The sequence below is a fragment of the Pseudoalteromonas sp. C8 genome (genome assembly GCF_011378685.1).
Taxonomy (GTDB): domain Bacteria; phylum Pseudomonadota; class Gammaproteobacteria; order Enterobacterales; family Alteromonadaceae; genus Pseudoalteromonas; species Pseudoalteromonas arctica.
In genome coordinates this window covers 67,077-82,579 of record NZ_WTKT01000010.1, presented here as the reverse complement: position 1 = coordinate 82,579, position 15,503 = coordinate 67,077, and the positions used below count along the sequence as shown (strand labels likewise).

Genomic DNA, 15,503 nt, shown 5'->3' with positions numbered 1-15,503 from the left:
GAGTTTTAAACTTTAATTATATTTTATTGAGGGGTAAACAAAAAAGAGAAGCCGAAGCTTCTCTTATATTTAGCTTTAAGCTAAAAATTTCTCAAGCTCAACACCTTCAAACGCTTTAGGACGACGGCCACGGCCTGTCCATTCAATAGTCTCACCATTAAGTTCCATGCGGTACTTAGGCTTAACTTTAGTACGTTTGTCAGATGCTCCATCTTGTAAATCTTCTAGCGTAAGTCCTTTTTCTTTTAAAAGATCCAAAACTTCCTGTTTCGCTTTTTGCTGCTGGGTATATTTTGAAATTGCATCATTGATAAGCTGTTGAGCTTTTTCAAGATCCGTTAATGATGCTGTTTTAATAAAAGATCGGACTTCTTTCATTTGTATCTCGCTAAATAAGTAAATCAAGTTTGATAGTATTGTAATTTAATACGTTAGAACAAACCAAGTAATACTTTAAATTACTATGTTATATTGAATTTAAGTCAAATATTACAAATCAACTGGCCTCATAGCCTGTGTTAATGTTGGATCAGAAAACTGCCACTGCATATCTCTTATAAATCTTTCAATTTCAGTTGGATCGACAATAAATCCGCAATTGGAATCTTGATTTCGGCAACCCATTCCAACTACATTTGAACCCGTAGGTTTGCCTGGAGCAGGTATATATCTCAGTGCAGCTAGTAATTCATCGAACATGTCGTTTAACGATTCTGATTTAACTTCAATCCTCTCAATTGATAAGTTAGGATCTGTTTGTGGCAATTTTATACCTAGAGAGATCAAGCGAAGATTAGACTCTTCTACAAAATATGCTGACTTTTTATAATACTCAACAGCTTTTTCTTGGTTATTTTCCTCTAATTCATAATACTTTGCTAAAACAAACTGAGCTTTATGATAATCCTCATTGGATGCAGCCTCTAAATAAGTCTTACCTTTTTTATAATCTTTATCAATTAGTTTACCATCAATATAAAATAGACCTAAAAAGTAATTTGCTGCAGTAACGTCATTTTTAGCAGCCCACTCTAACCAATTAATTCCTTTTTTAACTTCAACATTACCACCTTCACCATTTAAATACATTAACCCTAGTTTAAATTGGGCTGTAGGACTTCCATATTTCGCACTATTCAAAAAATAACGTCGTGCCTTACTATGATTTTTTTCTATACCGTACCCTTTGTAATAAAATGTCCCTAATACCTCCGTCGCCTGTGGGATATCTTTGCGCGCATATTTTTTAAAATCTTTAAAACGTTGCTTACATACTTTTGTATCGCACTCAGTAATTTCTTCTGAATGGCCATTCTGACTAAACAGTAATACACTTAAAATGAGCAGTAACTTTACTATCGCTTTCATATTTCCCTCTTTATAAGAATTATATCCATTAATCAATCTTAAACTTCATAACGTAATAAGTTTAAATTATATACAACATCTAATATAATCAATAATAAAGGTATTTCCAACTTTAATTAAAAATAAAAAGTTAAATACACTTTAATGCAAAAAAATTGAGAAGCTTTGAGAGCTCTTGAATAACTCTTTGGCTATGTGAGACGCGAATTACTTTGAGAAATTCAGATTTTTAATGCAAACTTCTAGCCCACTCAAAATTATTAATAACATCAAACCTATTAAGTAGAAAAACTCGTAGACTTGCTTCCTTTATCGCTCACCTAAGAAACTTATAAAATGACCAGGGTTGTTACTTTAAGATAAAAAAGGCTGATAGTAGAATCAATAGCTTGATTTTTGGTCTGCATAATTCTTGATAATGACAAACAGCTGAGAATAAATCTCATTTTGAAATTCCACTTAAAGAATATTCTATATAAAGTTATTAACGCATTAGGATACAGTGATAAATCAATTCAACTTACATTGAGCCAGTTGGCCAACGCTTCCTTATATACTTATTGCTAGGTTAGTTACTCGAAAAGAAAATCATAAGTATACTGACCTTGATGACAGAGCCAATAAGTTACCTACCAGCCGAATATTAGTAATTTATATAATCATTGGTCATCAAGAAAAAAGCATTATATGCTTGGTAATCAATTAATATTAAGAAGTTTTTACGTACAGATAATGAGGCTTTTTACCGTACCAACTGAGTTTTATTAGTCGTTTATTTAAAATAATAAGGTTAGTATATTCCTTAGTAGCGGCAATAATACCTAGTTATTTTATACGACCACAGAAAGCTTACTTCTACGGCTTCTAGGAGAGGAAGTTTCGTCAGAATCAGCCAAGCCCTGAAAGCAATGGTATGCCAGAAACAAAAATGCCGCTCACCTTAAGTGAACGGCATTACTAAATAAATTCTGCATTTGGTTACTGCTATCAGAATTTTATAGTATAGCTAACTCTATAATCACGACCGTAGTTGTTGTATAACTCAGGGTTAGTATATTCACCTTTAGAATTTAGAACTGGATCTTCATCTGTTAAGTTATTAACAGCAAGACTGATCGAGCCTAAATCACCTGCATCATAAGTATAGTTAAGGTTATGAACCAACCAGCTATCTAAGCGACCAGTCTGAATTAATACACCATCTTCATTTGGAATTTCATTTTCAGATGTTGATGCTGTGTAAGACATATTCCATGCAACACTGTGCTCATCTAATGACCAACTTATCGTTGTATTCGATTTATAATCCGGCTGGCCACTCCAATCCGCTGTATTATAGACCCTACCTCCAACTTCTTCCTCATAAGAAAAGGTAAAGCTGTTGACAGAGTTAAAGCGGAACATACCTACATTAGTATCAACATTACCATACAGAGTTAAATCTAGACCTTCAATTTCGAAACCATTACCATTGAAATATCCCGTACCAGCTTCTAGTAAGCGACCATTTTCAGCACGGATTAGATAAAAGGTCTCATTAGATGTATCTGACCCAGGTAAGAACGAAGAAATTAAACCTGCCGACTCATCTGATAATAAACTTTGAACGGTTTTAGTTTGTATTACGTCATCGATTGATAAATTAAAGTAATCTACTTTAACGCCAAAGTTTTCAACAATATCCCAAGCAACTCCAAAGTTTAAATATTCTGAAGTTTCTGCGCCTAAATCAGGATTAGATTTATAATATGTATCAACTTGCTGATCTGATGTACTTCCTTGAGCAAAATCGGTTGCGTCCTCAGCACTAAATGTTGTTGCAGCATTTAATTCATCTAAACCTGGAGCACGGAATGCCTCAGAATATGAAGCGCGAACAACAACAGTATCCGTTGCCTGCCAGCGAATTGAAGCTTTTGGTGCTAAATTATCGCCAAAATCTGAATAGTCATCATATCTAACAGCTAAATTCACTTCAACTGTATCTGAAACCGGTAGAGCCGCTTCGTAGAAAAAGGCTGTTATATCACGCTCTCCTCTAGCACTATTACCGGCTGAACCACCGATTAGTCCTGCCTCAGATTGACCATCATAAATATCGGCATAAGTTTGCTCTAAATACTCAGCTCCAAAATAATGTGCTACATCGCCACCTGGTAATTCAAATAAATCAAAGCCAAAACCTGCGTTAATTTGATTAAATGTTGATGATGAGTTTTGTAAAGTGGTAGCTTTCATATTAGCTACACCAACGTCTGATGTAAGAGGAATACCATTCGCTTCGTTATGTGCAAGCCCACCATAACTCAGGTAATAGGTGCCAACCGATTTGTTATCAGCTTTATTTGTATGAAAATAAATATCCCAAGTAGCATTGTTCCAATCTAAATCTCCGCGTAAACCAGTTAAATAATCTTGGCTATAATCATCTACATTACCATCACGCGTACCTAAATCAGCCCAGCGCCATAAACCTAATGCTCCATCTTCGCCATAAGGATTTACTGGGTTATCAGCACTCAATGATGCCCATTGTGCAGCAGCCGGCGCGTAACGGCCGAATGAGCTATTTTGTACAAACATTGCACGTCCGTACCACTCAACTGAATCACTTAATTCATAATTTGAGTCTATGTAAACTGTATTACGATCAATAGAAGCTTTATTATAAGATACATTAGCGTGCGCATACATGCAGTAATTAGAGCCTGGTGCATAATCAGTATCTGCTGCTATTTCTTTAAACGCATCGTCACCATATTTTGCAGCTTGATCTGCACAAATTGGGGATGCTTGTGCCTCAGAATAATCAGGTGATAAAACTGTTGCGCCATACCAAGACCAGCCTACAGTTTCATCATATGCTTGAATAGTACCATCACCATCACGGTCGATTAGTTGTGGTGCTGTATAAGATCTGTCGCGATCAGCAATCCCCTCTCTTTTTTGATGATCGAATGCAATTGTTACATTACCTTTATCGGTAGAGTACCCTGCCGTTACAGAAAAGCCTGTATTGGTAGTACCTTCATCTTGCTCACGATGGCCGGCTTCAGCTTGAAATTGTAAACCCTCATAATTCTTTTTCATTATGATGTTTACTACACCAGCCATTGCATCTGACCCATAAGTAGATGATGCACCATCGGTTAAAATTTCGATACGTTCAACCGCAGCCATTGGAATAGAATTCAAGTTTGCAGATTGACCACCTAATGTGGGTGAACCAGGCATGCGTTTGCCGTCTAGCAGAACAAGAGTTCTGCTCGAGCCAGCTCCGCGTAAATTGATAGTAGCTTGAGATTGAGCTGAACTACCCGAACGCTCAGAGAATGAGCCAAAAGAGTTAAAACTACTTCCTCGTAGTGCATCAGCAACAGTAAAATTACCTTCAACCTTCATATCAGCTGAAGTAATTATATTTACAGGTGATGCACCTTCAAGATCAGTACGCTTTATACGTGAGCCAGTTACTTCAATACGCTCGACTTTGTCTGCACCTTCCTCAGCAGCTAATGAACTTGCAGAAAAAGCTGCTGTCGAAGCAGCGCTGAAAGCGATCGCCAAGCGAACTGCTTTTGAAACTTTATTATTTAACATTTAATTCTCCCTAGAATACTATTTTTATTTTATTTACAAAACGGTCTGCAATTAATCACAGTACCTATTTCGATTTGAATAGTAGTCCCAATTTATGCAAAAGGTCAACACTTGGCTAACCAAATAAACTTCTTTATTTACAATACCTTAATGTAACAAAAAACAAACACGATGCTCTTTTTACATTATTGCAAAATACTAACCTTTGTTTTTTTTGCAAAATTGAATACTGAAAATAAGTGCTATTTTAGAATCAATCACTTCTAGGAATCACCTTAAATAAGTTACTAACTTTCTTACAATAGTGAATGGTATAGATATAAAAGCAGCAAAAAGATAATGGAATAAACACGAACCAAAAGTCACACATAAATATGCCGTGAACAAAAGTAGCTAGATTTTTATATAGTTAGAAATAGTGTAAATATGCACACATACGCTGTACCTTATTCAAAGCAAGGCAAAGAGTGTGCTATCGATATGTAGCTAGGTAACATAACGCTATTGATGACTTTTATAGTTCACTATATTGAAACACGACTCTAATGCGTCGGACAATAGAGTAAATTTGAAGTGGGCTTTTAGATAAACCTTTGTTTGAAGGATATAAAGGCGGCTGTGAGACGTGTTACAACTCTATCAAGTGCAGTAACAGCCTCATTATATTTGCCCAAAGGGTATTATTATAGATAAAGATATTTTATTATTACTTTTTATAGGCAGGTTATTAATGTGATTTAAATGAAGGCTAATAAAACTCACTATTATCTTTTATAGCCTCTGTAAAGCGTGCCTATATATTCTTTATTTGAATCAACAAGAACTTCTTTATATACATCACCTCTTGAGGCTAATAGTTGTTTAAGTTGCTGGGCATTCAAAGCAGCTTGCTTTAAGTCTTTTAACCGATAAATAAGTCCTTCTAGCTCGAGAGAGAACAGGTGATAAGCTTTATCCAGGTCGATTTTTCTATTTTTTAAAATAAAATGATAGAAATCAGTGTACCTGGTACCTCTAATTGCAAGTGGGTGAATCTTTTTCTCTAACTCTATGTAATCATTAATAATAGAAATATTGCTATTAATCAGCTCTTCATTTTGTGACTTTAGCCCGCTTATTAGCTGCTTTAAGGGAACCAATAATTCACTCTGCACCCGAATTGCAGACTCTAATATTAGTACATTAGGTTTCACTATGTCCGAATCCACTTCGTGACATACAATTTGATATAGACCTCCTTGCTTTAATACTCTAAAGAGCTCTGGGATACTTCGTGTTAACTCACTATATTCGATAGCAAACTGTGTTACTATCGCATCAAATTCTGCAGTTTCAAAGGGCAGAACTTCAGCGCTTACATTAGATAAAATATTTGATGACTCTATACCGGCTACTTTTTCATTAACAACTGCTTTATCTACCCCTATGACATTAAATTGAACACTACTATTCTCTTGAATTAATCGAATAAGAGCACCATTCCCAGTGCCAATATCAAGTACTTTGTCATTACAATTTAACTTTTCAGCAAACCCCAACCAACAAGACTTTAATTTACCCGTGTAATTACTCTTTATATCTTGTCCAAATGAGGTTAGATAGCCTTGAGCCCAATAATCACTCCAATAGTTTTTCATAATTATTTCGTCCTGTTCTGAGATGAGTTGAAGATTTTAGTAAAGCGCCAGTGGATTAAGTACCGACCTTTGCATGCACTTAATTTGATATTTTATTTCTAATAATTAAGTACAGTCTCATTTCATTGTATATAAATATTAGCTGCTCAACGAGTATTATTAAACTTTTTAATGAGTTACATTTATCCAATAAAATTTTAGCTTAAACTTCATAGCCATCCCCTATGCAACGACAACTGATATAAATTGTAACTAATAAGTAGCAAGGCAAACAGATTCTGAGTTGTTATTTCCAGCGTCGTGCATTACTAGATAAATCTGTTGCATATTTGCGCTCATATTTTCACCACACTCTCTATCAATTACAGAAAGCAATTTATTTAAAATTAAAAAATACAGTATTAATCATGGGCACTATTATACTTAGGGCTTATTGTAGGTAACGATACCTGCACTTTATCTACTTCTGCTAATTTAAAGTTCTGGATATAGTCTTATTTTAGGTATGTAGTACGCGAAGTTTTTAGGTTTTTCATTTAAAAATCCTGATGCATAAACTGACATTAATACGAAGCATTTTTATAAAAAAAGGGCTGAATAAATTCAGCCCTTTTTTATTAACAAATTAACAAGTTAAAAGTTAAAAGTTAAAAGTTAATTGTATAGTTGATACGGTAATCACGACCATAGTTGTTATATAAATCAGCGTTATCGTAAGCGCCTGTAGATGTAAGTACAGGATCTTCGTCTGTTAAGTTGCTTACTGATAAGCGAACTGTACCATAAACACCTGCGTTATAGCTGTACGTAAGGTTATGAATCAACCAATCTTCAAGTTCACCATCTTGCTCTAAGATACCATCTTCATTTGGTGCTTCATTCTCAGAAGTAGATGACGTGTAGTTCATGTTCCAAGCTACACTATGGTCGTCAAGCGCCCAAGTTAATGTAGTGTTAGATTTGAAGTCAGGTTGACCACTCCAACCAGCAGTATTATAAACTCTACCGCCACGCTCTTCATCGTAAGATAATACAAAACTATTTACAGTGTTCATGCGGAACTCACCAACACTAGTATCGATATGACCGTAAAGAGTTAAATCTAAACCTTCAATCTCAAAACCATTGCCGTTGAAGTAACCAGTACCAGCTTCTAATAAACGACCAGTTTCTGAACGTATTAAGTAAAAAGTTTCATTACTTACATCAGAACCAGGTGCGAAAGCAGTTATTCTGCCAGCCGCTTCATCCGATAGAAGACCTTGAACAGTTTTAGTTTGAATAACGTCATCAATTGATAAATTGAAGTAATCAGCTTTAACACCGAAGTTCTCAATCACATCCCAAGCTATACCTAAGTTAGTGTATTCTGATGTTTCAGGACCTAACTCTGTATTTGATTTGTAGTATGTATCAATTTGCTTAGACGAAGTATCACCTTGAGAGTAATCAATCGCTGATTCAGCACTAAAAGTAGTAGCGGCATTTAATTGGTCAAGACCTGGTGCACGGAAAGCTTCAGAGTAAGAAGCACGTACTACAACAGTATCTGTTGCCTGCCAACGAGCAGATATCTTAGGAGCAACATTATCACCAAAGTCAGAGTAGTCATCGTAACGTACGGCAATGTTAACTTCTAGTGAATCTACTACTGGCATTGCAACTTCATAAAAGAAAGCCGTAATGTCACGATCACCAAGAGCAGAGTTACCTGCAGAGCCGCCTATTAAACCAGCTTCTGACTGACCATCGTAAATATCAGCATACGTTTGCTCTAAAAATTCAGCACCAAAATAATGCGCTACCGTACCGCCTGGTAATTCAAACAAATCGAATCCGATGCCGGCATTGTATTGATTGAAAGTAGAAGATGAGCTTTGTAGAGTTGTTGCTTTCATATTTGCAACACCTTCATCAGAACCTAAATCAATTCCATTTGCTTGGTTGTAAGCTAAGCCACCATAGCTTAGGTAATAAGTACCTACAGATTTGTTATCAGCTTTATTAGTATGGTAATAAACATCCCAAGATGCATTATTCCATTCTAAATCACCGCGTAAACCCATTAGGTAATCTTGACTGTAATCATCAACGTTACCATCGCGATTACCAATACCAACCCAACGCCAGTAACCAGTTGTATCTTCATCGTAAGGGTTTGCTTCATTGTCTGCGGCTAAATTATTCCATGTAGCTGCAGGTGGAGCATAACGACCAAATGAGCTATTTTGAACAAACATAGCACGGCCATACCATTCTATATCGTCATTCAATTCATAATTTGCATCTAAATAAACAGTATTACGGTCGATAGAAGCTTTATTGTAAGATACATTTGCGAAAGCAAACATACAATAAGTAGAACCTTCACTACCCCAGTCATTGTCAGCTGCAAACTTACGGAATGTATCCTCACCGTACTCTGCTGTTAAATCGTCACATATTGGTGATGCTTGAGCCTCTGAAAAATCAGGTGCAGCTACAGTCGCACCGTAGATAGACCAACCTTTAGTTTCTTCATATGCCTGAATTACGCCATCACCATCAAGATCTGTTGCTGAAGCTTTAGTATAATCACGATCACCATCAGATATACCTTCGCGTCTCTGGTGGTCAAAAGCAAATGTTACATTACCTTTATCTGTAGAGTAACCAGCGGTTACCGAGAAACTAGCTGAAGTAGTACCTTCATCTTGATCACGGTGTCCTGCTTCACCTTGGAACTGAAGACCTTCATAGTTTTTCTTCATGATGATGTTAACAACACCAGCCATTGCGTCAGAACCATAAGTTGAAGATGCACCATCAGTTAAAATTTCGATACGTTCAACTGCAGCCATTGGGATTGAGTTTAAATTTGCTGATTGGCCACCAAGAGTTGGTGAACCAGGCATGCGCTTACCATCTAATAAAACTAACGTTCTGCTAGAACCAGCACCACGTAAGTTAATAGTAGCTTGAGATTGTGCAGAGCTACCTGAACGCTCTGAAAATGAACCGAATGAGTTAAAACTGCTGCCTCGAAGTGCATCAGCCACAGTGAAGTTACCTTCAATCTGCATATCTTCTGCTGTAATTATGTTTACTGGCGAAGCACCTTCTAAATCTGTACGTTTAATACGTGAACCAGTAACTTCAATTCGTTCTACTTTTTCTACGCTATCTTCTTCTGCAGCAAACGAGCTTGCCGAAAATGCAGCTGTAGATACTGCACCAAATGCAATCGCTAAGCGAACTGCCTTTGAAACTTGATTATTTAACATTTGATTCTCCCTGGTGTTACAACTTTATAGAAGCAACTATTATTTAATTATTTTTTATTATCACATGCTATTAACAGTGACTGAAACAAATAGTAAACAAAAAAAACTGAAAAGCCAACCTCTGTTAACTAAATATTAATCATAAAGAGGTTTTTTAATGATATTTTTTGTAAAACCGGGATTATCGTACGATTTAGAAGCAGAAAAGTGGATTATTTAATCAAAAACATCTGATAAATATGAAAACTAGAATAATGTAAACTGATTTTTAACAGAAACATTTACATTTTGATTAATTAACGGCTCTACCATATCCAAAAGCGGTACAATCTGTTTTTCTAAATAAATTGCATAGTCATAGCCATGAAGGCCTTGATACAGCTCAACTCCGCCTGTTGTGTAAACGAATGTAACAAATTCGCCTCTATTAACTGTAAATTCGCTATTTTTTTTCTGGTGTTTTTTAACTGCTTGAACATGAGGGGGGATATTTTTCTTATAATCGATTAAGTTTTGACCTAATCTCTTTTTGAAAATGAGTAAATGATCAAAATCACCTTGGTATAACTTTGTTGTACAGTCTTTAACAAGGTCATTTATATTTAAATTTCCATCAAAAAGACTAGTAAATAGCTCGAACTGGAATTGTTGAGCAAGTTTAGTCCAATCACTTCTTACTGTTTCTAATCCTTTAAATACTAATTTTGATTCGTTTGGTTTAATTAATTTACCTACGTAGCGCTTTTTAGAACCAACTAGCTTCCCTCTTATGGTTGGCAAAAAGAAAGGGCTATAAAGAGATTCAAATTCTATTTCTAAATGACTTGTTAAGTTGTGCGTTTGTTTAATCTCGTTAATCCAATCTGTAGTTATCTTTTTAGCTAAAAACACGCCAATTTCATTACACTCATCTGGTGTTAGCTCATCATCCAACTTAATAAATGTAGAATCGGTATCACCATAAATAACGCTATAACCAAGCTCTTCTATCCATTTTTTAGTTTGTAGCATTATTTCGTGCCCTCTTAACGTAATAGAGCTAGATAACCTGGGATCGTAAAACCTGCACCCTTTTGAGCCTAAAACACCATATAAGCTATTCATTATTATTTTAATTGCTTGAGAAAGCATTTGATCTTGATTATCTTTGGCGAGCTGCCTTTGTGAGGCTAAGCTTTTAATTAATAAAGGTAAGTGATGTTTATCGCGCGAGAATAGGGCTTCATTAAAACCCTGCACACTTTGGTTTGGATTTTTTAAACCTTCTATCAGTCCAAGTGGATCAATGTAGAAAGTTTGCATAATACTGGGGTACAAGCTTTTAAAATCTAAAACAATGACATTTTTATAAAGCCCAGGAATAGACTCCATTACATAACCGCCTGGGCTTTCAAATGTATGTCCATGATCGCCCATATTTGGGGCAACATAGCCACTGCGATGCAGTAATGGTAAATACATATTAATAAAAGCAGCGACAGAGCCGCCCTTTTTTTCAAGCTCTAACCCCGTAAGCTTTGTTCTTATAATAGAAAAATCGAGTAGCTTTAATTTATCAAAAATTTTATTTACCAAAATACAATCTTGTCGATTATATTTTGCTAAAGAAAGTTTATCTTCGTTAAATTGCCTAATAATTTCCTGCAAACTATTAGCCGTGTCGATTAATTTAGACTCACCCAACACTTGATTTGAAACATTAGCTAGAGAAAAACTCTCAAAACTATATGTACCGTTTTTTAATGTGTCTATTCCATCAACCACACATCGCCCGGGAATCGATACTCGAGTAAAGTGTCCTTTTCGAACATATAAAGGTTGTTCTCCCCTACCCAGTAATAACTTAATGCCTAGTGCTTCCGCTCTTTCATGAATAACCGAAAAATCGAACTCAATTACATTCCAGCCAATTATGACATCAGGATCGCTAAGCTTAATAAAATGCTCTACCCCCCTTAACAGCTCAGCCTCATCTACACACCAAATAATATCAAACTCTAGGTTTGCAGCTTCTCTATCTGGCTCGCCAATCATTAAAACACAGTCTAAATTACAGCCCACAAGTCCAACAGAAAACAAAACGCCACTTTCGTTACATTCAATGTCTAACGAGAGTTTATTAAGAGCTGGGGAATACTCATCATTCGCTTTTAATTTAGCGTTGGTTATTAATGTATAGCCATCTTGCTTAAATACATTACCCGTTATCCAAGCACCTCCTTTTATAAAACGCTCCATTAGGTAGCGCTCTATTGGTCGAATATCTTCTTCAAATAATACAACTCCACGCTGCTTTAAAGCTTTAGTAGCACAATAAAAGTGTTTAAGTGACTTGAAGTAACAGGCCGACATATCTTCTTGCTGAAAGCTTTTTAACTCAAGACTTTTAATATTAAAGGTAAGTGACTCAGCTGCTAATATTTCATTCGCTATTTCAGCATCTTTACTTTTGATAAAAAACAGCGCATTTTCGTTAGTCGACACCGTTTTTATAGGCCCTTTATCACTACAAAACCACGCTTCGTAGCAGATGCCGTTAGCAGTATCATAAGCATGAGAAGAAACAATAAAACCGGCTGTTAAGTACACTATTACTAAACCTTATACATATATATGTAAGTTTTCACTTAATTCAAAATGCTTTAAAGCCATAAACTCAACCTAAATAAACACTCAGATACTTTATTTGCTAAATTAATCTCATCACTTCTTGTAGTTACACTCTTATAACTCTAAAATCCATAGCACTGTAATTATATACATACTTTAGGTAAATCATCCCATGCTTTCTGACTCACTAAAAAAAACAATTAGGCAAGTACACCAGCATGTGGCTAGCAACCTAAACGATTATCGCCCTCGCAGCAGCCAAAACTACCTTGTAGCTGAAATAGCAAAAACCCTTGCAGGCGAATACCATAAAAAGCAGCGCATATGCGTAATTGAAGCTGGCACCGGTACAGGAAAGTCTCTTGCCTATTGTTTAGGCGCATTGCCTCTTGCCTTAGCGCAAAAAAAGAAGCTCGTTATTTCTACCGCAACCGTTGCACTGCAAGAACAATTAATAGCAAAAGAACTGCCATTTTTTAAAAAGCACTCAGGTCTCGACTTTAAATTTGATTTGGTAAAAGGTCGCCATCGTTATATTTGTGCCCACAAGCTACATAATGCTGTAAACGGCGATAGCCAAACACAAATGGACTTTATGCCAACGCTTACCTCTCCATTGAGCACAATGGAAGCCAAGTGTTTGAATGAGCTATATAACGCCTATGTGAATAAAAAGTGGCAAGGCGATAGAGACAGCTGGGCTGACACTGTACCCGATAGAGTGTGGAACTTAATAGCCTGCGATAAACATTCATGCCAACGCCAAATGAAGGCGCATCAAACGTGTCCGTTTCAGCTTGCTCGTAATCAATTAATGCAAATGGACGTACTAGTAATTAATCACTCATTACTACTTGCCGATTTAGACTTAGGCGGTGGTAAAATTTTACCAGAGCCCGACAATACCATTTATGTAATTGATGAAGCGCACCATTTAGCACATATAACACGCGATTTCTCATCGGCCGCAGCAACGATTAAAGGCACAATAGAATGGCTTGATAAGCTCACCAAGTTTAGCGGGAAAATGGCGAAGGTTTTAGTGGGGCAAAGAGCTATTGGGCAAAACTTTAAACTTTGCGACAGTATTAACGACGCAAATAAAGATTTAAAAGTAGTTCGCGATATTCTTGATAATGCCGACTTTGAATACTCAAAAGACGATACTTATCGTTTTGAGCATGGTGAAATTCCAGAGTCGCTGCACAGCAAAGCGAAAGACATAAGCGAAGCCACGCAAGATGCGCTGCGCTGTTTAAACAAAATGCACGACACCCTTACCCAAGATGTGAGCGATGGCGACATAAAACCTTATGTTGCCGACCCCATATTGGGCGAAAGTGGCCAATACATAAACAGGTTAGAGCAACTAAACAAACTATGGTTTAGTTACGCAAAAAAAGGGGAAGGAGCTCCTCATGCACGGTGGATAAAACGCCTTGAATACAAAAGCCATCACGATCACCTATTAAGCGACTGCCCTATCGAAGTAGGTTATTACTTAAAAGATAAATTGTGGCGAGAATGCGCGGGCGCTGTTTTATGTTCGGCCACATTAAGCGCGTTGGGTTCGTTTGATCACTTTGCTTACGAAACAGGACTTGCTAAAGAAGATGGCGTTAAATTTATTAAAGTACCTTCTCCATTTGATTACCCCAAACAAGCCACTTTACGTATTCCGGTATCAAAAGTAGAACCTACCGATAAAGACTTTAGTGATCACCTAGCTAAAACTTTACCAGAGTACCTAAATGATAAAAAAGCGAACCTTGTACTATTCGCTTCTTACTGGCAAATGGACCACGTAACAAAGTTTCTTAGAACAAAAGGTTTTAACTTATTAGTACAAGGTGAAATGTCGCGAGAAGCATTGCTTAAATTACACACTAAAAATGTAGACGAAGGCAAAGGCAGTATTTTATTTGGAACACAAAGCCTTTCGGAAGGTCTTGATTTGCCTGGAAAATATTTAGAGAACTTAATAATTACTAAAATTCCGTTTGCGGTACCTACTTCGCCAATAGAAGAAGCGCAAGCAGAGTTTGTACAAAGCAAAGGTGGCAACCCGTTTTTAACGATTACCGTACCAGACGCCGCAAAGAAATTGGTGCAAAGCTGTGGTAGACTGCTGCGAAAAGAGAGTGATGAAGGCTGTATTACTATTCTCGATAGACGCTTAGTTACTAAGCGGTACGGTAAAGCCATGCTCGACACCCTACCACCTTTTAAAAGACAAATAGATTATTAATGTTTGAACTCGCACTCGATCCAACAACCTGGGCTGTTTTATGTGCTGTTGCACTTGCCGCAGGTTTTATAGACGCTATCGCCGGTGGCGGTGGCATGTTAACTGTGCCCGCTTTACTAACAGCTGGCTTACCTCCGCATTTAACATTAGGCACCAATAAACTAGCAGCAAGTTTTGGCTCGTTAACGGCAAGCTATACTTATTATAAAAAGAACTTATTTAGTCCAAAGTTTTGGGCTGCCTCCATTATTGCTACCGCTATAGGTGCATTGATAGGTACTGTTATTGTTGATCATTTAAGTATCGATTTTTTAAACAAACTACTCCCCATTATTATTATTTTAGTTGCCGCTTATAGCTTATTTGGTAATTTAAGTACCACAGAAGGCGATGAGCTCCCTACACTAAACAAAGCGATGAAAATAAAACAATGGCTACAGGGTTTAGCATTAGGCTTTTTTGATGGTTTAGCAGGCCCAGGTACGGGGACATTTTGGACCGCTTCTAATGGCATGCTTTATAAAATGAACTTGCTACTCAATTGTGGTTTAGCGCGTTCAATGAACTTTGTTTCTAACTTTATATCGCTCATCACCTTTGTAGCACTCGGACATGTAAACTTTTTACTTGGCATAACAATGGGCTTTTTTATTATGCTAGGCGCATGGTTTGGAGCACATTCAGCAATACGTTTTGGTAGTAAATTTATTCGCCCTGTATTTAATACTATGGTTATACTTTTAGCATTAAAACTAATTTACGAGGCTTACTTTTAAT

8 protein-coding genes are annotated in these 15,503 nt (G+C 36.6%); 2 read left to right on the top strand and 6 right to left on the bottom strand.

The genetic code is table 11. The annotated features are described in order from the left end of the window. Positions 1–75: 75 nt before the first annotated feature. The 6 genes from GQR39_RS11450 to GQR39_RS11425 all read right to left on the bottom strand — a co-directional run bounded on the left by GQR39_RS11450 (position 76) and on the right by GQR39_RS11425 (position 12,457). Entirely contained in the window at positions 76–378 is a 303-nt protein-coding gene (locus tag GQR39_RS11450) for an H-NS histone family protein (protein ID WP_007586043.1), read from the bottom strand. A 111-nt stretch (positions 379–489) separates the two neighbouring features. After that, the gene (locus tag GQR39_RS11445; protein WP_165735678.1) at positions 490–1,368 is read right to left on the bottom strand and encodes a tetratricopeptide repeat protein; all 879 of its coding nucleotides are present in this window, start codon (positions 1,366–1,368) and stop codon (positions 490–492) included. Positions 1,369–2,355: 987 nt separating this feature from the next. Continuing rightward, positions 2,356–4,968, bottom strand: a complete 2,613-nt coding sequence (locus GQR39_RS11440) for a TonB-dependent receptor (protein ID WP_165735677.1) — start codon at positions 4,966–4,968, stop codon at positions 2,356–2,358. A gap of 764 nt (positions 4,969–5,732) precedes the next feature. Next, positions 5,733–6,605, bottom strand: coding sequence for a class I SAM-dependent methyltransferase (locus tag GQR39_RS11435; protein ID WP_165735676.1), 873 nt, complete (start codon positions 6,603–6,605; stop codon positions 5,733–5,735). Between the two features lie 647 nt (positions 6,606–7,252). Then, entirely contained in the window at positions 7,253–9,868 is a 2,616-nt protein-coding gene (locus GQR39_RS11430) for a TonB-dependent receptor (protein ID WP_165735675.1), read from the bottom strand. Between the two features lie 246 nt (positions 9,869–10,114). Continuing rightward, positions 10,115–12,457, bottom strand: coding sequence for a DNA polymerase II (locus GQR39_RS11425; RefSeq protein WP_165735674.1), 2,343 nt, complete (start codon positions 12,455–12,457; stop codon positions 10,115–10,117). A 193-nt stretch (positions 12,458–12,650) separates the two neighbouring features. Here GQR39_RS11425 and dinG point away from each other — a divergent pair, with 193 nt between their 5' ends. Both dinG and GQR39_RS11415 read left to right on the top strand, forming a co-directional pair. Further along, complete coding sequence (gene dinG, locus GQR39_RS11420) at positions 12,651–14,726, top strand: ATP-dependent DNA helicase DinG (protein WP_165735673.1); 2,076 nt, start codon at positions 12,651–12,653, stop codon at positions 14,724–14,726. Then, entirely contained in the window at positions 14,726–15,502 is a 777-nt protein-coding gene (locus GQR39_RS11415) for a TSUP family transporter (RefSeq protein ID WP_165735672.1), read from the top strand. The genes dinG and GQR39_RS11415 overlap by 1 nt, the downstream gene beginning before the upstream one ends. Position 15,503 lies beyond the last annotated feature (1 nt).